Here is an 18,730-nt window from a genome sequence, read left to right on the forward strand (position 1 = left end):
AGGAACGGAGCATTCCCCATGGCCCGCACGTTCACCGTGTCCCGCAGCATCGTGGTCCAGGCGCCGCCGACGGCGGTGTACGAGCAGCTCAGCCGGCCCGCGCGGATGGGCCGCTGGAGTCCGGAGAACCTCGGCGCGACCGTGCCGGGCCCGGACGAACCGGCCCGGGTGGGCCTGGTCTTCGACGGGCACAACAAGCGCGGAGCGGTCCGCTGGACCACCCGCTGCACGGTGACCGCAGCGGACCCGGGCAGCCGCTTCGCCTTCCGGGTCCACGCGATCGGCCTGAAGCGCCCTCGCCTGCGCGCACCCATCGCCACCTGGGAGTACCGCTTCGAGGAAGCGGACGCCGAGGTGGCGGGAGCGGCGGCGACCCGGGTGACCGAGACCTGGACGGACGACCGGCGCTCGTGGCCGGACCCCGTGGCGAACGTCTTCGACCGGATCGCCACGGGGGGCCACACCTTCGCCGCGTTCCAGGTGCGGAACATCGACAGGACCCTGCACAACCTCAAGAAGGAACTGGAGGGCGTGCGGGACCGCTGAGGCTCAGCTGACCCTCAGCGGCGGGCCAGGGTGCGGTCGAGCAGGGGCAGCAGCCGGTCCCAGTGGCGCTGCAGCGCGGCGGCGCTGAAGGCGTCGGTGTCGGACATGGTGAAGCCGTGGACGGTATCGGGGTAGATCTCGGTGCTGTACCCGACCCCCGCGGCATCCATGGCCCGGTTGAGCTCGCCGATCGCCTCGGGCGTCAAGTCGCCCTCGGCGAGGCCGATGTGGACCTCGGCCGTCAGCTTGTGGATGAGGCGGTGGGGGCTGTCGGCCGCGTCGGTCACCAGGAAGCCGGGGTGGAATCCGGCGACGGCGGCCACCAGGTCCGGGTGGGCCGTCGCGGTGCGCATCGCCAGGGCGGCGCCCAAGCAGTAGCCGATCACGCCCACCGGCCCGGCACCGACCTCGGGCTGGTCGTTCAGAAACGTCAGGTAGGCGTCGGCGTCCCGCAGCACGCGCTCGGTGGTGTGCGCCTCGACCAGCGGCATCGCCTGGGCGAAGACCGCGGGCCGTGCTTCTTCCCCGATGTGCTCGGGCAGGTCGAGCACCGGCGCGGGGCCGTGCCGGTAGTAGAGGTTGGGGACGAGCACGTAGTACCCGTGCCCGGCCAGCTCGCGGGCCTTGTTCTCCAACTCGGGCCGCAGACCGAAGGCGTCCGGATACAGCAGCACTCCCGGATGCCGCTCACCCTGGTCGGGAACGGCGACGAACGCGTCGGCCAGGCCGTCCGCGGTGGCGATCTGCACTGTCTTGTCGGGCAAGTCGTTCCTTCCTTGGGCCGTTGCGCGGGGCACAGCCCGTAGCGGGGCTGGTCAACCAAAGATCAACCCGGTTGTACGGCACGGTATGCGCTGCACCGTCACGAGGTCGCCACCGGGGTGCGCGGTGGGGGTCGGCCAATCCGCCGTTGGCTAATCTGCCGGGGTGACCATCGACCCTGCCCGGGTGCCCATCGACCTGACGCTGCTGCCGCGTGTCGCCCACCGCGGGCGGGAGGTCACCGCGCCCCGGCTCCGCGCCCTCCTCGCGCTGCTCGCCGCCGAGCCGCGTACGGGCTGCGGCGTCGAGCGGCTCGTGGCGGGGCTCTGGCCGGACGCGCTGCCCGAGCGGCCGGGCAAGGCGCTGCAGGTCCTCGTGTCCAGGGCGCGGGCACAGCTGGGCGCCGATGTCGTCGTGAGCACGCCGACCGGATACCGGCTCGGCCTCGCCGAGGACCGGATCGACAGTTCCGCCCTGCTGCTGCACGCGGCCGCGAGCACGGAGCGGGCCAGGGCCGGGGACCACGCGGGATCGCTCGCGGCGGCCGAGGCCGGGCTCGCGCTGTGGGAGGGCACCCCGGACGGGGCCGACGGCACGGACGATCCCGTCGCCGCGCTGCGCGCCGAACGCGCTCCCACGCACGGCACGCTCGTACGCGCACGGGCACTCGCGCTCGCCCGCCTCGGACGGCACGCGGAGGCGGCAGAACCGCTGGCCGTCGTCGCCGCCGCGCATCCGCGCGACGAGGAGGTGCTCGCCGAACTGCTGCGCGCCGAGGCCACGACGGCGGGCCCGGCCGCCGCGCTGATGCGGTACGAGACGTACCGCCGCGAGCTGCGCGACGCACTCGGCACGGACCCGGGCGCCCGGCTCAAGGCCGTGCAGCGGGAACTCCTCCACGGCGAGACGCCCGCGACCAGGCGCAGCGTGCCGCACGAGCCGAACCAGCTCCTCGGCCGCGACGAGGACATCGCGGCCGTCCGGCGGCTGCTGCGCGACTCCCGTGCCGTCACCGTCATCGGCCCCGGCGGCCTCGGCAAGACCCGGCTCGCACACGCCGTCGGCCGCCGGGCCGAACAGCGAGTGGTGCAGGTCGTGCCGCTGGCCGGGGTCACCGCGGACGAGGACGTGGCCGCGGAGGTCGCCACCGCGCTCGGCGCGGGAGAGGGCCGGTACGGCGCCATCGGCGGCCACGCCACGACCGACCCGGTCTCCGCCATCCGCGCCGTGCTCGGCACGGAGCCCGCGCTGCTGGTCCTCGACAACTGCGAACACGTCGTGCGGGGCGCCGCACACCTCGTACAAACCCTGCTCTCGTCCGCCGGGAACCTGCGGGTGCTCGCCACCAGCCGGTCCCCGCTCGACCTCACGTCGGAGGCGCTCTACACCCTGCCGGAGCTCGGACTCGACACCTGCGTCGAGCTGTTCACCCAACGCGCCAGAGCCGCCCGGCCCGGCGTGGACCTGCCGATGGACGAGGTCACCGAGCTCTGCCGCCACCTCGACGGACTGCCGCTCGCCGTGGAACTGGCCGCCGCGCGCGTACGCGTCCTCTCCGTGCCCCAGATCGCCCGCCGCCTCGGCGACCGGTTCGCACTCCTCCGCGGCGCCGCCCGGGACGTGCCCGAGCGCCACCGCACGCTGCACGCGGTCGTGGAGTGGAGCTGGCACCTCCTCGCGGAGCCGGCCAGAGCGGCGCTGCGCACCCTGTCCGTCTTCCCCGGCGGCTTCTCCGGCGAAGCGGCGGAACACGTCCTCGGCGACGACGCGCTGTCCCTGCTGGAACAGCTGGCCGGTCAGTCGCTGCTCACCGTCGCCGACACCCCGACCGGCGTACGGTTCCGCATGCTGGAGACCGTACGGGAGTTCAGCGCGGCCCGGCGCGCGGCGGCGGGCGAGGAAGAAGCGGCCGTCGGACGGCTCCTCGCCTGGGCTCGGGACTTCGGAGTCGCGTACCACGACGTGCTCGCCGGCCCCGCGCCCCTGGCGGCCAGGGAACTCGTCAAGGCCGAGCAGGACAACCTCGTCGCCGCGCTGCGGCACGCCCTGTCCCGTACGGACGGCCCCACCACCGCCGCCGTCACCGCCGTCCTCGCCGCCCTGTGGTCGACCGACTCCAACTTCCCTCGCCTCACCGCCCTGGCCGCCGAGACCGGCCCACCGCTGTCGCACTACCACCCCGAACCGGAATACGTCGAAGTCACCCGCGCCGCCGCCGTGTTGTGCACACCCAGCCTGTTCACGGGCCATGGCGCGCACGTCGCACGGCAGCTCGTCATCCTGCGTCGCCTGCCCCCGGCCCCGCCCGACACCCTGCTGCGCGCCACCGCCGTCGTGCTGAGCGCGATCCCCGACATGCTCCCTCCGCACCACGAAGTTCTGCGTCGGCTCTGCGAGAGCGAACAGCCGCTCGTCGCCGCCGTCGCCGAGTGCGTCGCCACGTACGTCTGGGAGTACGAGCACGACATCGACCGCGCGCTGTCATCGGCTCGACGGATGAACACCGCACTGGAGCGGATCGACAATCCGTCCCTGCGGCTCTTGTGCCACTCCCGGCTGAGTGAGCTGTGCCTGAAGACGGGGCGGGGCGACGCCGCGTACGGATATCTCAAGGCCGCGCTCGCGCTGCTGCCGCGGCTCGGTGACGAGAACGACTACATCGGTATCCGCTCCGCCCTCGTCCTCGCCTGTCTGCAGCGCGGCGACCCCGACGAGGCCGAGTACTGGCTGCGGCAGGCCGAGGGCGACCGCACGCCGCGGCAGGACGCCTTCTACAGCCCCGACCTCGGCGGACGCGCCGAGATCGCACTCGCCCGCGGACACACGGAGGCCGGGCTCGGCCTGTGGCGGCGCGCCATGGAGCGGCTGCCGGAGGCCCGCCCACCGGGAGACGGAGACCCGTGGACCGACCCGTGGGCGCTGGTGATCCAGTCGGCGGCGGTGACGGCACACGCCCACGCCGGCCGCCTCGAACCGGTCACGGAACCGGTCGGCCGACTGCGACGGCTGCTGCGGACGCTGGTCGGCGACCCGTCCGGCTCGCCCATGGACCTCCCCGTGATCGGAACGGTCCTGCATGCCCTCGGCATGGCGGGTATCGCGTCCGGCGACGCCTCCGCCGTACGGATGATCGCGCTGGCCGAAAGGCTGCGGGTGCTGCGCGAGTTCCAGCCGACGATGTCGGAGCCCCGTGCCCGGCAGGCGGCCGAGGACGCCGGCAGGGCGGCGTACACCGACGCGGTGTCGGAGTACGCCGCCCTGGGGCGGGACGAGTTGCGGGCGGCGGCCCGCGCGCTCGTGCCGGCTACTTCAGTTCGCGGTTGAACAACGACGTCGACCAGAGGTAGCCGAGTCCGGCCAGGCCGAGGCACCAGCCGACGGCGAACCACCCGCTGTCCCCGATCGCGCTGCCGAGCAGCAGGCCGCGCAGGGTCTCGATGGCGGGGGTGAACGGCTGGTACTCGGCGATCGGCTGGAACCAGCCTGGCATCGCGTCGACGGGCACGAAGGCGCTGGAGATGAGCGGGAGGATCATCAGCGGCATCGCGTTGTTGCTGGCCGCCTCGGGGTGAGGGCTGGCCATACCCATCCCGACCGCGATCCAGGTGAACGCCAGGGCGACCAGCGTCATCAGCCCGAACGCCGCCAGCCACTCCACGACGGTGGCGTCCGTGGACCGGAAGCCGATGGCCACGGCGACCGCGCCGACGAGGGCCACGCTGAGGATCGTCTGGAGCACGCTGCCGACGACGTGCCCGATGAGCACGGAGCCGCGGTGGATCGCCATCGTGCGGAAGCGGGCGATGATGCCCTCGGTCATGTCCATCGAGACGGACACCGCGGTACCGGCCGGAGTGGCACCGATGGTCATCAGCAGGATGCCCGGGACGAGGTAGGCGATGTAGTCCGAGCGATCGGCGCTGCCGCCACCGATGCCGGCGCTCATCACGTCCCCGAAGACGTAGACGAAGAGCAGGAGCAGGACGATGGGCGTCAGCAGGATGTTCAGGGTGAGGGACGGGTAGCGGCGGGCGTGCAGGAGGTTGCGGCGGAGCATCGTGGACGAGTCGCGCACGGCGAGGGAGAGGGAGGTCATCGGGCGGCTTCCAGGTTCTGGTCGGATGCGGGGTTGCCGGTGAGGGCGAAGAAGACGTCGTCGAGGTCGGGGGTGTGGACGGTCAGTTCGTCGGCTTCGATGCCGGCTGCGTCGAGGCGGTCGAGGATGGCGCGCAGGGCGCGCTGGCTGCCGTCGCTGGGAATCCGGAGTGCCAGTGCCTTGTCGTCGCCGGTGACTTGGTCGAGGGTGCGGGCGGCGGTGCGGTAGGCGTCCGGATTGGTGAAGCGGAGCCGGACGTGTCCGCCCGGGACGAGCCGCTTCAGTTCCTCGGCGCTGCCTTGGGCGGCGATGGTGCCGTTGTGCAGGACGGCGATGCGGTCGGCGAGCTGGTCGGCTTCTTCGAGGTATTGGGTGGTGAGGAAGACGGTGACGCCGTCGGCGACGAGGCCGCGAATGATCTGCCACATGGTGTGGCGGGAGCGCGGGTCGAGGCCGGTGGTGGGTTCGTCGAGGAAGATGATGCGCGGGCTGCCGACGAGGGTCATGGCGATGTCGAGGCGGCGCTTCATGCCGCCGGAGTAGGTGGCGGCAGGCTTGTGGGCGGCTTCGGTGAGGCCGAAGCGCTCCAGCAGCTCGGCGGCGGTCCTCCGTCCTTCCTGCTTGGGGAGGTGGTGCAGGTCGGCCATGAGGAGCATGTTCTCCTCGCCGGTGATGAGGCCGTCGACGGCGGAGAACTGGCCGGTGACGCCGATGGTGGCGCGGACGGCCTGCGGGTCGGCGGTGACGTCGTGGCCGGCGATCCTGACCCGGCCGTCATCGGCTCTGATGAGGGTGGAGAGGATCTTGACGGCGGTGGTCTTGCCGGCGCCGTTGGGGCCGAGCAGGGAGAAGACGCTGCCGGTGGGCACGGTCAGGTCGATGCCGTCGAGGACGGTCTTGTCCCCGTACGCCTTGCGCAATCCGTACGCCGCGATGGCGAGCGAGTGCGAAGCGGTACGAGTCGTGGTGGATGGACTGGCAGTTCTCGTCGTAGGACTCATGCGGCAGAGGCTGCGGCACACCGCGTTCAGCGCGGTTTCACACCGGTTTCAGGACACCGGAACTCGCCGGAACCTCCGGAACCTGCCGGAACCCCCGGCACCTGCCGGAACCGTCTGGGCGCGTTCCCATCCGACGGATGGGGGCGATTCACCTGGCGGGAGGGGCGCGCCAGGGAACCCGCGCCCCCATCCGTCGGTCGGGTCCCGGTGGGGGCAGGCGCCGGTCTCTCCCGCGTTCGGCTGTCCTGCCGGTCGGTGCGTACACCGGAACCTGTGGTGGTGGTCGGGCCGGAATGCCACGGATCAGAAGGGGCAGAAAGACCAGTCTGTCTCGTGGCTTCTGCCTAGACCATGGCAGCGGGCGGGTGCTCTGTCCAGGGCTATTCTGGACGGTGATGGACAGTGAATCGCCGACTGGGACGGGCCAACTGACGCCTCGTGAACGGATATTGAGGACCGCGTACGAGCTCTTCTCGCGACGCGGTGTTCGCGATGTCGGCGTCGAGGAGGTCATCGCGCGGTCCGGCGTCGCCAAGGCGACTCTCTACCGGCACTTCCCGTCGAAGAACGAGCTCGTGCTCGCCTTCCTCGCCCTCCGGGAGCGGCAGTGGACGCTGGGCCTCGTCGCGGCGGGCGCCCGCAGCAGAGGGGGCACACCCGAAGAGCAACTCCTTGCCATCTTCGACGTCTTCGACGAGTGGTTCCGCAGCGACGAGTTCGACGCCTGCACGTTCATCAACGTCCTGCTGGAGATGGGCTGGGAGCACCCGCTGGGACTGGCCTGCATCAAGTACCTGCAGAACATCCGCTCTTTCGTACGCGGCATGGCCGAGGAGGCCGAGCTGCGCGACGCCGACTCGTTCGCCCGGTCGTGGCACATCCTGATGAAGGGCGCGATCATCTCGGCGGCCGAAGGCGACCCCGACGCGGCCCTCCGGGCCCAGTCGATGGCGCGCATGCTGATCGCGCACCACCGCTGACCGCGGTGGTCGGCCGGATGCCGCGATCACATAGGTTGCCGTCATGACGGGTGACTGGCGTACGGACCGCATCGGAAGTGCCCTGCGTGGCGAAAACCCCACCGTGCTGCGGCGGTTGACGGCGGGATTCGCGGCGATCGGGGACGTCCAGTTCCTGCCGGGCTACTCCGTGCTCCTGGTCGACGACCCGCGGGTGGAGCGGCTCTCCGATCTCCCGAAGGCGAAACGGCTGGCGTTCCTCTCCGACATGGACGTGCTCGGAGAGGCCGTCGAGCGGGCGTGCCGGCGCCTCGACCCGGAGTTCCGCAGGGTGAACCTGGAGATCCTCGGCAACACCGACGGGTTTCTCCACGCGCACGTGTGGCCGCGCTTCGCGTGGGAACCGGCCGACCTGGTGCGGATGCCGGTCTGGCTCTACCCCCGCGACAACTGGCACGACGAACGGTATGCGCTGACGTCCGAACACGACACGCTGCGAGCGGCGATCACCGACGAACTCGACCGACCGGCCGAACCGGACTAGGGCGTTTCCTGCGTCCCCGGCCCCTGACCGCGCGACATGGCGGGCCCCGCGCCGGTCTGGAGCGGGGCCCGCTCCTCGTCCTGTGGTCCGGATCAGGCGGTTTCGTGCGCGGTGATGAACGAGCGCATCTTGGCCAGAGCCGTGCTGTTGGAGACGATCTGGAAGTGGTTGGGGGCCATGGGGCCGCTCATGAGGTAGTTCTCGTCCGCGCCGGCGAGCACGGCGGTGTCGACGGGAACGGCGTTGATGTCGTTGGCCGACCTGATCGTCAAGTAGTCGATCTTGTCGTTGAAGGGGACTTCGGTGGGAGAGTTGAGCGCCCTGAGGAAGGGCGTGTTGGGGGAGGCGAACTGCTGGCAGGAGACGTACCACTGACAGCCGTTGTTGGTGGTGCCGTGCTGGGGCCCGGCGAAGCCGATGTACTGGGAGACCTTGTCGGCGCCGTCGAGGTTCTTGATGTAGTAACGGGCGGCCAGCGTGGAGGCGGACCACGTGGCCAGGACGACCTTGGAGGCGCCGGTCCTGCTGCGGACCTCATCGACCTTCGCGGAGAGTTCCCGCGCGGCCGTGGCCAGGTCCTGCGTCATCCTGCTGGTGTCGGTCCAGGTGAACAGCCTGCTCGCCGGCCAGCCGTTGGTCTGCAGGTTGGACTTCATCGAGTTCATGTAGCTCGTCGTCCCCGTCATTCCGGGGATCATGATGACGGGGTCGTGCTCACCGGCTGCGGCTCCCGCTGCCACGGGGGAGTGGGGTGTGGCGCTGGAGGTCTGGGACGCCAGCCCCAACAGGCCGGTGGTCAGCGCGGCCGCGATCGCGGCGGACAGCGTCCGACGGGACCATGAGCACCGTCGTACGCCTGCCGATGCCGGTGTCGCCCCGGACGGCGTCGTGAGCGCGGATGATGAAGAGCGGAACAGCATGATGCCTCCTTGGCCGAGGGGCTCCTCGGGGGTGTGGACGGCAGCACCGTAGAACCGCGTCCTACGACACCCTGATGGGAGGCGCACACATAGTTGTGCGGCTCGTGTGTCCACTCCACCCATTTCCGCGCTCGGTTGCTCGCCAGGGCACTTCCTGCTCGACCGCAGGTACCGGGGCCGAGCCTCCGCTGCTGGGGTGTGCGCGGACAGTGTGCTGTGCACGTATGGACCGGGGTGTGTATGTGTACTGCTCCCCTCGTTTCCGCTCTCGGCAGCGCCCTAGCGTCATAGCGGCTCGTCCGGTGAGCCGGGTCTGAAGGCGCTGGTGGCACTGGTGGCACCGGTGTGGTGGCACCGGTGTCGCCGGTGTCCAGCAACTCGGGAGGATGTAAATGTTCCGGTTCGGAATTGTCGGTGGCGGACTCATGGGGCACGGGATCGCCGTGGCCCTGGCCGAGGCCGACCACCGCGTGGTCGTCCACGACACGGATCCCGCGACGCTGGCCAGTCTTGGCGAGCGGGTCGTGCACGCCCTTGAGCGCTGCGGCATGACAGCGCAGGACGCGCGGGCCGTCGCGGAACGGGTCAGCGCGGCCCCGACCCTGGCGGAGCTCGCTCAACGCTCGGACATCGTCGTGGAAGCCGTCTCCGAGCGTCTGCGGGTCAAGCACCAGGTGCTGGCCGCGCTGGAGGAACGTGTCTCTGCCGCGACGCCGATCTGGTCCAACACGTCGGTGTTGTCGCTGACCGAAGTGGCCAGGGAGATGCGGCATCCGCAGCGGCTGGTCGGCGTCCACTGGTGGAATCCGCCTTATGTCATCCCGCTGGTCGAGGTCGCCCCGGGGGCGAAGACGGACCACCGGTTCGTACAGGAAGCCTGCGACGTGCTGGACGGCCTCGGCAAGACGACGGTGCGTCTCACCCGGGACGTGCCCGGGTTCATCGGAAACCGGCTGCAGTTCGCGCTGGTACGTGAAGCGCTGTACCTCCTGGAGCAGGGCGTGTGCGACGCGGTGACGATCGACGCGGTCGTACGGGCGAGCCTGGGCCTGCGCTGGCCGTCCGTGGGCCCCATGGAGAACGCGGACCTCATCGGACTGGAACTGACCAGGGACATCCTCAGCAGTCTCAGCCCGCACCTGGCGGCCTCATCGGACCACTTCCCCGTCCTGGACAAGCTCATCCGCGCCGGCCACCGGGGCCGCGCCACCGGAGCCGGGCTGCTGCCTTGGCCGGCGGGCCGGGACGAGGAAGTCTCCCGGCGCCTGGAAACGGGCGTCCGTTACAATCTCGCCTCGCTTCGGAGCGGGCCGACGCCGTAACGGTGTGACGGAGGAGCCATGGCAGGGACACACGGCGGCATCTTCCTGGACCTGCTGCTCAAGGACGCGGACATCAGCGAATTCGAGGACGTACTGGCAGCGGCACGGGCCGCGGGGGAGCCGCCCGACCGGCTCGCGGAGTTGGAGGAGGAACGCGCGATCGCCCTGCGGCTGCGCGAGCGACACCTGCGGCACCGGCGAAACGAGGCAGAGCTCCAACTCCTCAACGACACCGCCAACGATCTGGCCTCTCTGCGGGACCTGGACTCCATCCTCCAGGCGATATCCGATCGCGCACGGCGTCTGCTGGAGTGCGACCTGGCGTACATCAGCCTCAGCGACCGAGGGCGGGGAGACAGCTACATCAAGGCGGCGGCAGGCAACATATCCGGTCTGCTGCGCGAACTCCGGCTGCCCGTCGGGACCGGTGTCGGTGGCATCGTCGCGCGGACCGGTGAGCCCTGTGCCGTCAGCTCCTACCTCGGCGACGACTCGTTCATGCACACCGCGGAGATCGACCGGACGGTCTCCGCGGAACGGATCGAGTCCCTGCTCGGCGTGCCGGTGAAACGCAACCAGGAGGTCATCGGGGTTCTGCTCGCCGCACACCGCAGTCAACGGGACTTCAGCAGCCGCGACATCAGCGTGCTGGTCATGCTGGGCTCGCACGCGGCGGTGGCCATCGAGAACGCGCGTTTGCTCGGCGCCGCCCGGGCGGCCGTCGCCGAAGTGCAGGTCGCGCACGACACGATCAGCTCCCACATGGCCGACCTGGAGCGCACCGCCGACGTCCACGAACGCCTGACCCGACTGGTCATCCAGGGCAAGGGAGTGGACGAGGTGGCGCAGGCGACGGCGGCCTCCCTGTCCGGCACCGTGGTCGTCTTCGACGAGGACGGTGACGTCGCGGCTCAGTCGCACGGCCCCGGGGCGACGCCGGTCGAAGAGCTGCGGGCGGTCAGTGCGGACGCGTGGCACACCCGAGGCACGGTGGTCCGCGGCGCCCAGTGCGCCGTCCCCCTGATCACCGAGACCGAGGCGCTGGGCACCATCGTCCTCGCCGGCACGGGCACCGAGACCAACCCCACCGACCGCCGGATCCTGGAGCGGGCCGCTCTGGTCGCCTCCCTCGTGCTCGTCACCCGCAGACGGATGGCCGAGGCGGAAGCCCGCGTTCGCGGCGAGTTGTTGAGCGACCTCCTGGCGGCGCACCCCAAGGATTACGACCTCCTGCGGCAGCGAGCGGCTCTGATCGACGTGGACCTCGACGCGTGCCGGACCGTCGTGGTGGCCCAGTTGCACGACGAACCGCGGGAGCGGATCTACGCCTCCGCCGCGGCCTTCGCCCGGCGCTCCCACGGCCTCGCGACCCTCCGAGGCGACACCGTGATCCTGCTGCTGCCCGGGGACGACCCCCTGGAAGCGGCGCGCACCACCGCGCGCGAACTCTCCCGCACCACACGGCACTCCCTCACCGTCGGCACCGCGCAAGCCGGGGACACCGCCGGCATCCCCGCGGCCCACCGAGAGGCGGACGACTGTCTGCGCGCCCTGATCGCCCTGGGCAGGACCGGGGAGATCGCGGACACCCGCGGTCTCGGCTTCGTCGGCGCCCTGTTCAGCGGCCGGCCCGCCATCGAATCCTTCATCGAGTCCGTCATGGGCCCGGTGCTCGCCTACGACCGGGGACGCCGCTCCGACCTGGTGCGCACGCTCGACGTGTACTGCCGGACAGGCCAGCACGCCAGGAACACCGCACGCATGCTCCACCTGCACGTCAACACCGTCTCCCAGCGTCTCGCCCGCGTGAGCCACCTCCTCGGCGACGACTGGCGGGCCCCGGAGAGACTGCTGGAGATCCAGGTCGCTCTGAGACTGCTGAAGGTCAGCAACTCCTAGTGCGAGAGGGGTTCTTGGCCGCAGGGCATCGCCGGAGCCGGCCCGTCGGACCCACACCCTGCGGGCCGCCCGAGTGTGCCTCAGGGCCATACCCTCCGGGGTGCCGGACTCCATAGCCTGTGCGCCCGCAGTCTCAGGCGCACCCGTGGAGACCCACATGAAAAAGTTCGTCGCGGCATCAGGACTCACGTTGGCCTTGGTCGGTGGCACATGTCTGCCCGCCGCACCCGCCACTCACCTCCCCGCGGCCTGCAGCGACCTGCTCGGCTTGAAGATCCCCGCATCAGCGATCGGTTTGGCCACCAGCGGGGGAGAGGTGACCGCGGCGCAGTCGGTCCCCGCGGCCGGCAGCGGCACCACCGCGACAGGCTCCTACTGCCGGGTGGACGCCGCCCTGCACCCCGTGGATCCCCGTGCTCCGGACGTCAGGATGCGGGTCGCCCTGCCCGAGCGGTGGAACGGCAAGGCGATGATGTTCGGTGGCGGGGGCTACGACGGCACCATCCCCGATGTCACCGGCAACGTCCCCTTCGGCCCGACGGACGAGCCCCGGCCACTGAGCCGCGGTTACGCCACCTTCGCCGGCGATTCGGGACACCAGGCCGCACCGGATTTCAAGCCGGTCCCTTCGCTGGACGGGTCCTTCGGCCTCAACGACGAAGCGGTACGCAACTTCGCCGGCGACGCACTGAAGAAGACCAGCGACGCCGCACGCTTCCTCATGCGCACCTACTACGCGGGTGCTGCCCCCACCCACAGCTACTTCGCCGGCGGGTCGAGCGGCGGCCGCGAAGCGCTCGCCGTGGCTCAGCGGTGGCCCACGGACTTCGACGGCGTCATCGCCGTCTACCCGGCCTGGAACGCCGTCGCCCTCAACCTGTTCTTCGGCCACGAGGCCCACATCCTCTCCCGGCCAGGAGCCTTCCTCAACACCACCGAGCAGCACCTGCTCCACCGCGGTGTCATCGAGGCCTGTGACGGCGACGACGGGCTTCGCGACGGCGTCGTCGCCGACGAGCGCGGCTGCCGCTTCGACCCGCGCTCCGTGCGCTGCCCGCAAGGCCGGGACACCGCCGACACCTGTCTGTCCGACGCTCAGATCCACGCCGTACGGGCCCTGTCCTCCTCCCTGCGCTTCGGCCACCGCCTCGCCAGTGGCGAGACCGGGTACCCCGGATTCCCTTTCCTCTCCGGCGCCGACATGACCACGCCCCTGCTGGGCATGGGCACGCAGGCCCCCAGCCACCCCATGCCGAAGAACAGCGGCTACGGCGTCCAGTTCTGGGACCAGTGGGTGCGGTACTTCGTCACCCGCGACCCCGGGCACAACCCGCTGACCGTGAACCCCCGACGCCCGGGCGCCTGGCAGCAACGCATCAGCGAACTGTCCGCGATCCAGGAGGCGGGCAACCCCGACCTCACCCGGTTCGCCGAGGCCGGCGGCAAACTGCTGCTCCTGCACGGCACCGCCGACGAACTCGTCAGCCACCGCTCCACCGTCGACTACTTCCAGCGCGTGCGACAGCACATGGGCAAGCACGCCACGAGCGACTTCGCCCGGCTCTACCTCGTCCCCGGGGCCAACCACGTCAACGTCGACGCCACCTTCGCGGCGAGCTGGGACTCACTGAGCGCCCTGGAGGCGTGGGCGGAGAAGGGCACAGCGCCCTCACGACCGGTCGTCACCGACGCCAACCCCACCGCGGACGGCAGGACGCGGCCGCTGTGCGCCCATCCGTCCTGGCCGGAATACACCGGCAGCGGCGACCCCAACTCCGCGGACAGCTTCCGCTGCTCCCACGGGCCACGCCACTGAGCAGGCCGACAGGGGACATGGCTGCTCCGAGGACACCACGGCCGCAACTATGTCCGCCCCGCACATACGGCACCGGGGCCCGGACTTCCTACTTTGAGCGACGACCGCAACAACTCGGCCACCCCTACGGAAGTGGTGCACATGTCGTCGCCGATCGCCGCGCAACCCGAGGCCCCGGCCGGCCTGAAGAAGATCGTGGCCGCCAGTCTCATCGGAACCACCATCGAGTGGTACGACTTCTTCCTCTATGGAGCCGCCGCCGCGCTCGTCTTCAACGAACTGTTCTTCCCCGACTCCGACCCCCTGGTCGGCACGCTCCTGTCCTTCACGACCTACGCGGTCGGCTTCGCGGCCCGGCCCCTGGGCGCACTCGTCTTCGGACACTTCGGCGACCGCCTCGGACGCAAGAAACTCCTCGTCCTCAGCCTGCTGATGATGGGCGGCGCCACCTTCCTCATCGGACTGCTGCCCACCCAGGCCACGATCGGCACGGCCGCCCCCGTCCTGCTCACCGTCCTGCGGCTCATCCAGGGCTTCGCCCTCGGTGGTGAGTGGGGCGGGGCCGTCCTGCTGGTCTCCGAGCACGGCGACAGCCGACGGCGCGGCTTCTGGGCCTCCCGGCCCCAGACCGGCGCCCCGGCCGGACAACTGCTGGCGACGGGCGTCCTCGCCGCACTGACCGCCACCCTGTCCGAGTCGGCCTTCACCTCCTGGGGATGGCGGGTGCCGTTCCTGCTGTCGGGCCTGCTGGTCGTCGTCGGCCTGTGGATCCGGCTGTCCGTCGACGAATCGCCCGTCTTCAAGGCCGCCCTCGCGGCCGCACAGAGCCGCAGGACCGAACGGACCACGGCGGAGGAACTGCCGGCGCTCGCCGTGCTGCGCCACCATTGGAGAGACGTCCTCGTCGCCATGGGCGCGCGCATGGCCGAGAACATCTCCTACTACGTCATCACCGCCTTCATCCTCGTGTACGCGACGGAACACGCGGGCACCGACAAGCAGACCGCGCTCAACGCCGTACTGGTCGCCTCGGCAGTCCACTTCGTCACCATCCCGATGTGGGGCGCCCTCTCCGACCGGCTCGGACGACGCCCCGTCTACCTCGTGGGCGCCATCGGCACCGGCATCTGGATCTACCCGTTCTTCCTGCTCGTCGACAAGAGCACCTTCCCCGCCATCCTCGCCGCCGTCACCGTCGGACTCCTCTTCCACGGCGCCATGTACGCCCCCCAGGCAGCCTTCTTCTCGGAAATGTTCGCCACCCGCATGCGGTACTCCGGCGCGTCCATCGGCGCCCAGTTCTCCTCCGTGGCGGCGGGCGCCCCCGCCCCGCTGATCGCGACGGCACTGCTCGCCGAGTACGACACCGTCGCGCCGATCGTCCTCTACGTCATGGCCGCAGCCCTGCTGACGGTGATCGCCGTCGCCTTGGCCCAGGAGACCCGCGACCGGGACCTGGCCACCGTCGACCGCCCCGAGCCCGCGGTGCCCGGCGGACAACCAGCACGTACCACCTGAACCACTGCCGGGCACCCACCGCGGGACAAGCCGGAGCAGATCGCACGACGGGGCCCCGCCGCCCCCTCCTGCCTTCTACAGTGGCAGCAGGGCTTTGCCGGTGCGCTTCTCCGGTGGGGGTGGGAGATGGATCCGCGGGGCCGGACGTGGTGCAGTGCGCGGGACCGTCGGCGGGACGGTCAGCGGCACGACCAGCAGGACGAGAAGCGGCATGACCAGCGGCATGACCAGTGGTGAAGGCCCGCTGCCACCGTGGATCGGCCAGCACGCCACCGCGGAGGGCGCGGGGGAGACCACCCAGGCGGGCCGCGACGTCCACCGGACCACCCACGTCCACGAGGCCCCGGCCCCCGTGCGGCCCACCGTCATCCACGGACTGCGCAGAGACACCCTCTGCTTCACGGGCCGCGACGAGGAGTTGGGGCGCCTCCTCGGAGCCACCACGTCGGGCGAGGCGAGGATCCACACCGTCGACGGGATGCCAGGGGTGGGCAAGACCGCCCTGGTCACCAGGGCCGCACACCTCCTCGCCGGCCGGTTCCCCGACGGACAGTTCTTCGTCGACCTGCGCGCCCACTCACCGGGGCAGGCCGCCGCGGACCCGCTGGACGTGCTCGCCACGCTCCTCGCCGGACTGGGCATGGACCCCCGCAGCCTGCCCACGTCCCTGGACGGCCGCAGCGGCCTGTGGCGGGACCGGCTCGCGGGGCGCCGTGTCCTGCTCGTCCTGGACGACGCCGCGGACAGCGACCAGATCGAGTCGCTGCTGCCCGGCGGGCCGAGCTGTCTGACCCTGGTGACCAGCCGCAGCCGGTTGGTCGACCTCGACGGCGGCACGCCGTGGTCACTCGGCACGCTGTCCCACCCCGAGGCCATGACGCTGTTCAGGCGACTGGCGCACCGCGCCGCGCGGAGCACCCCGGATGACCCCGCCGACACCGAAGTGGTCCACGACATCGTGGAACTGTGCGGCCGGTTGCCCCTGGCCATCGTGCTGCTCGCAGGACGCCTGTCCCACCGGCCCACCTGGACGCCCGCCGACCTCGCCGCCGAGTTCACCGCCACGGCGGACCGGCTCGTCCACCTCGTCGCAGGCAAGCGCGCGGTCGACGCCGCCTTCACGCTCTCGTACCGAGACCTGCCTCCGGCCCGGAGGCGGCTCTTCCGCAGGCTCGGCCTGCACCCCGGACCGGACATCGACCCGCGCGCGGCGGCGGCACTGGACGAAATCACCGAGTCCCAGGCCAGGGACGGCCTGGAGGCCCTGTACACGGACCATCTGCTGGAGGAGATGGCCCCACGGCGGTACAGCCTCCACGGCCTCCTCCGGGAGTTCGCCGCCCGCCGCGGCGCCTCGGAGGACGCCGACACCGACCGCGCCGCCGCTCTCGCACGCCTGACGGCGTACTACCGGCGTACCGTCGAACTGGCCGAAGAGATCATCTCGGCACGCCGCCCCGGCGTCCCCGGGCTGCTGCCCGACGCGACGGGCGCCGTGACCTGGCTGCGGACCGAGCGGGCCAACCTCCTGGCCTGCCTCGACCACGCGGCCGACCACGACCGGCCGGAACAGGTCGTCGGCCTGACCGCGGCCATGGCCCCCTTCCTGCTCCGCGAAGGCCCTTGGTCGCAGGCCGTGGCGCTCCACGAGCGGGCCGTCGAGGCGGCCCGCCGGACGGGAGACCGGCACGGCGAGGCCCACGCCCTCGACGAACTCGGCTTCGTCCGGTACGCCACGGGCGACTTCGCGGTGGCGACCGCCTTCCACGAGCGCGCGCTGGCCCTGTTCGAGGAGATCGGCGACCGGCACGGGCAGGCGCAGGCACTCCACGGCCTCGGGCGGGTCCGCGCCACGGCCGACGACTACGCGGCGGCCACCGGTTTCCACGAGCGCGCCCTGACCCTGTACGAGGAGTTGGGCGACCGGCACGGCCAGGCCAACGCCCTCCACGGCCTCGGCCGGGTCCGGTACATGACCGCGGACTACGCGGCCTCGGCCGACCTCAGCGGGCGCGCCCTCGCGCTCTTCGACGCCTTGGGCGACCGCCGCGGACAGAGCGGCACGCTCCTCAGCCTCGGCTTCGTCCGGTACCTGACGGGTGAGTACAAAGAGGCGGCCGATCTCCACGGGCGCGCCCTGACCCTGTACGAGGAGTCGGGCGACCGCCATGGCCAGGCCAACGCCTTGCAGGACCTGGGGCGCGTCCGCTTCATCGTGGGGGACTATGCGGCGGCCGCGGCGCTGCACGAGCGGGCCCTGGAACTCTTCGAGGAGCTCGGAGACCGGCACGGCCGCGCGAACGGACTGAACAACCTGGGCCGCGTCCGCTTCGTGAGAGGGGATCACGCGGCGGCCGCGGCGCTGCACGAGCGAGCGCTGCACCTCTTCGAGGAACTGGCGGACCGGCACGGCCGGGCCAACGGACTGAACAACCTGGGGCGCGTCCGGTACGCGACCGGCGACCACGCGGCAGCCGCCGAACTCCACCGCCAGGCACTGGCCCTGTTCGAGGAGATCGGAAACGCCCACGGCCGGTGCAACGCCCTCCACGACCTCGGCCGCACCCACTACGCGGCCGGTGAGTACGCGGCCGCGGCCGACCTCTACGAACAGGCCCTCGCACTCTTCCAGCAGGTCGGCGACCCCCAGGGTGAGGCGGAGGTCTGGAACAGCGTGGGCGCCCTCCGCACCGCGGCCGTCGGCGCCGCGGACGGGCTCGCCGCCCACCGCAAGGCGCTGGACCTCGCCCGCCGGGCCGGCAGCCCGCTCGACGAGGCGACCGCACTGGAGGGCGCGGCGCGCAGCCAGGTGCTCATGGGTGACCTGGAAGCCGCGATGACCGACCTGCGGAAGGCGGCGTGCATCTACGACCGCATCGGCGCCAGAGCCACCCCGTCCGAATCCCCCCTACGATGAGGCCATGCCGGAGCGCGCCACATCCTCACCTGCACACCATGGGCACCAACGGAGTCCGGGCAAGGAGCAGTTGGAGACCGCCACGACCGTGTTCGCGCTGCTCGCCGACCCGACCCGGCTGCACCTGCTGTGGCTGCTGGCCGGGGGAGAGGCGGACGTGACCGAACTGGCCACCGTGAGTGAGGCGGCGCGGCCCGCCGTCAGCCAGCATCTGGCGAAGTTGCGGCTCGCGGGCCTCGTCCAGGCCCGCAAGGACGGCCGCCGCATGGTCTATTCGCTGCGCGACGGCCACTTGCGCCGCCTGGTCACCGAGGCGCTGAACCACGCGGACCACCAGGTCACCGGGACGCCCTGGCACCCCTGACCAGCGTATTTCCGTACAACCGGCGTGCGATTCTGTACGACGCGTGCGCAGGTGCGCACACGTCAT

The 18,730-nt window shown here is 71.3% G+C and carries 14 protein-coding genes; 10 read left to right on the plus strand and 4 right to left on the minus strand.

What is annotated here, in order from left to right:
* The first annotated feature begins 18 nt into the window (after positions 1–18).
* Entirely contained in the window at positions 19–546 is a 528-nt protein-coding gene (locus tag ACZ7LU_RS10310; protein WP_468084904.1) for an SRPBCC family protein, read from the plus strand.
* 14 nt (positions 547–560) lie between these two features.
* On the opposite strand, the gene ACZ7LU_RS10315 is transcribed toward ACZ7LU_RS10310, so the two are convergent.
* A complete protein-coding gene (locus ACZ7LU_RS10315; protein WP_471916376.1) occupies positions 561–1,310 on the minus strand; it encodes a dienelactone hydrolase family protein in 750 nt (249 codons plus the stop codon).
* 184 nt (positions 1,311–1,494) lie between these two features.
* Here ACZ7LU_RS10315 and ACZ7LU_RS10320 point away from each other — a divergent pair, with 184 nt between their 5' ends.
* Complete coding sequence (locus ACZ7LU_RS10320) at positions 1,495–4,632, plus strand: ATP-binding protein (RefSeq protein ID WP_471916526.1); 3,138 nt, start codon at positions 1,495–1,497, stop codon at positions 4,630–4,632.
* Here ACZ7LU_RS10320 and ACZ7LU_RS10325 read toward each other — a convergent pair.
* Positions 4,613–5,404, minus strand: a complete 792-nt coding sequence (locus ACZ7LU_RS10325; protein ID WP_471916377.1) for an ABC transporter permease — start codon at positions 5,402–5,404, stop codon at positions 4,613–4,615. The two genes, ACZ7LU_RS10320 and ACZ7LU_RS10325, sit on opposite strands and share 20 nt — an antisense overlap.
* Complete coding sequence (locus tag ACZ7LU_RS10330) at positions 5,401–6,405, minus strand: ATP-binding cassette domain-containing protein (RefSeq protein ID WP_471916378.1); 1,005 nt, start codon at positions 6,403–6,405, stop codon at positions 5,401–5,403. Before ACZ7LU_RS10330 ends, ACZ7LU_RS10325 begins: the two co-directional genes overlap by 4 nt.
* Before the next feature lie 395 nt (positions 6,406–6,800).
* On the opposite strand from ACZ7LU_RS10330, the gene ACZ7LU_RS10335 reads away from it, so the two are divergent.
* Together ACZ7LU_RS10335 and ACZ7LU_RS10340 are read left to right on the plus strand one after the other, a co-directional pair.
* A complete protein-coding gene (locus ACZ7LU_RS10335) occupies positions 6,801–7,385 on the plus strand; it encodes a TetR/AcrR family transcriptional regulator (RefSeq protein ID WP_398311437.1) in 585 nt (194 codons plus the stop codon).
* 43 nt (positions 7,386–7,428) lie between these two features.
* Positions 7,429–7,908, plus strand: coding sequence for a diadenosine tetraphosphate hydrolase (locus tag ACZ7LU_RS10340; RefSeq protein ID WP_398311440.1), 480 nt, complete (start codon positions 7,429–7,431; stop codon positions 7,906–7,908).
* Positions 7,909–8,000: 92 nt separating this feature from the next.
* Here the strand turns inward: ACZ7LU_RS10340 and ACZ7LU_RS10345 are convergent, their stop codons facing one another.
* Entirely contained in the window at positions 8,001–8,828 is an 828-nt protein-coding gene (locus ACZ7LU_RS10345) for an esterase/lipase family protein (protein WP_471916379.1), read from the minus strand.
* Between the two features lie 392 nt (positions 8,829–9,220).
* Between ACZ7LU_RS10345 and ACZ7LU_RS10350 the strand changes: the two genes are divergently transcribed.
* The 6 genes from ACZ7LU_RS10350 to ACZ7LU_RS10375 all read left to right on the plus strand — a co-directional run bounded on the left by ACZ7LU_RS10350 (position 9,221) and on the right by ACZ7LU_RS10375 (position 18,664).
* A complete protein-coding gene (locus ACZ7LU_RS10350; RefSeq protein ID WP_471916380.1) occupies positions 9,221–10,150 on the plus strand; it encodes a 3-hydroxyacyl-CoA dehydrogenase family protein in 930 nt (309 codons plus the stop codon).
* Positions 10,151–10,168: 18 nt separating this feature from the next.
* A complete protein-coding gene (locus ACZ7LU_RS10355; RefSeq protein ID WP_471916381.1) occupies positions 10,169–12,049 on the plus strand; it encodes a helix-turn-helix domain-containing protein in 1,881 nt (626 codons plus the stop codon).
* A 157-nt stretch (positions 12,050–12,206) separates the two neighbouring features.
* Complete coding sequence (locus tag ACZ7LU_RS10360) at positions 12,207–13,865, plus strand: tannase/feruloyl esterase family alpha/beta hydrolase (RefSeq protein WP_471916382.1); 1,659 nt, start codon at positions 12,207–12,209, stop codon at positions 13,863–13,865.
* 141 nt (positions 13,866–14,006) lie between these two features.
* The gene (locus tag ACZ7LU_RS10365; RefSeq protein WP_471916383.1) at positions 14,007–15,383 is read left to right on the plus strand and encodes an MFS transporter; all 1,377 of its coding nucleotides are present in this window, start codon (positions 14,007–14,009) and stop codon (positions 15,381–15,383) included.
* A gap of 211 nt (positions 15,384–15,594) precedes the next feature.
* The gene (locus tag ACZ7LU_RS10370; protein WP_471916384.1) at positions 15,595–18,300 is read left to right on the plus strand and encodes an ATP-binding protein; all 2,706 of its coding nucleotides are present in this window, start codon (positions 15,595–15,597) and stop codon (positions 18,298–18,300) included.
* A 4-nt stretch (positions 18,301–18,304) separates the two neighbouring features.
* Complete coding sequence (locus tag ACZ7LU_RS10375; RefSeq protein ID WP_471916385.1) at positions 18,305–18,664, plus strand: ArsR/SmtB family transcription factor; 360 nt, start codon at positions 18,305–18,307, stop codon at positions 18,662–18,664.
* Positions 18,665–18,730: the final 66 nt, after the last annotated feature.

The organism is Streptomyces sp. NPDC039462, assembly GCF_055639375.1.

What these genes read in the sequence shown, in the direction of transcription:
- ACZ7LU_RS10345 (WP_471916379.1), bottom strand. Translation starts at nt 8,828, where the DNA reads ATGCTGTTCCGCTCTTCATCATCCGCGCTCACGACGCCGTCCGGGGCG.
- ACZ7LU_RS10330 (WP_471916378.1), bottom strand. Translation starts at nt 6,405, where the DNA reads ATGAGTCCTACGACGAGAACTGCCAGTCCATCCACCACGACTCGTACC.
- ACZ7LU_RS10350 (WP_471916380.1), top strand. Translation starts at nt 9,221, where the DNA reads ATGTTCCGGTTCGGAATTGTCGGTGGCGGACTCATGGGGCACGGGATC.
- ACZ7LU_RS10360 (WP_471916382.1), top strand. Translation starts at nt 12,207, where the DNA reads ATGAAAAAGTTCGTCGCGGCATCAGGACTCACGTTGGCCTTGGTCGGT.
- ACZ7LU_RS10310 (WP_468084904.1), top strand. Translation starts at nt 19, where the DNA reads ATGGCCCGCACGTTCACCGTGTCCCGCAGCATCGTGGTCCAGGCGCCG.
- ACZ7LU_RS10375 (WP_471916385.1), top strand. Translation starts at nt 18,305, where the DNA reads ATGCCGGAGCGCGCCACATCCTCACCTGCACACCATGGGCACCAACGG.
- ACZ7LU_RS10370 (WP_471916384.1), top strand. Translation starts at nt 15,595, where the DNA reads ATGACCAGCGGCATGACCAGTGGTGAAGGCCCGCTGCCACCGTGGATC.
- ACZ7LU_RS10365 (WP_471916383.1), top strand. Translation starts at nt 14,007, where the DNA reads ATGTCGTCGCCGATCGCCGCGCAACCCGAGGCCCCGGCCGGCCTGAAG.
- ACZ7LU_RS10340 (WP_398311440.1), top strand. Translation starts at nt 7,429, where the DNA reads ATGACGGGTGACTGGCGTACGGACCGCATCGGAAGTGCCCTGCGTGGC.
- ACZ7LU_RS10335 (WP_398311437.1), top strand. Translation starts at nt 6,801, where the DNA reads ATGGACAGTGAATCGCCGACTGGGACGGGCCAACTGACGCCTCGTGAA.
- ACZ7LU_RS10325 (WP_471916377.1), bottom strand. Translation starts at nt 5,404, where the DNA reads ATGACCTCCCTCTCCCTCGCCGTGCGCGACTCGTCCACGATGCTCCGC.
- ACZ7LU_RS10355 (WP_471916381.1), top strand. Translation starts at nt 10,169, where the DNA reads ATGGCAGGGACACACGGCGGCATCTTCCTGGACCTGCTGCTCAAGGAC.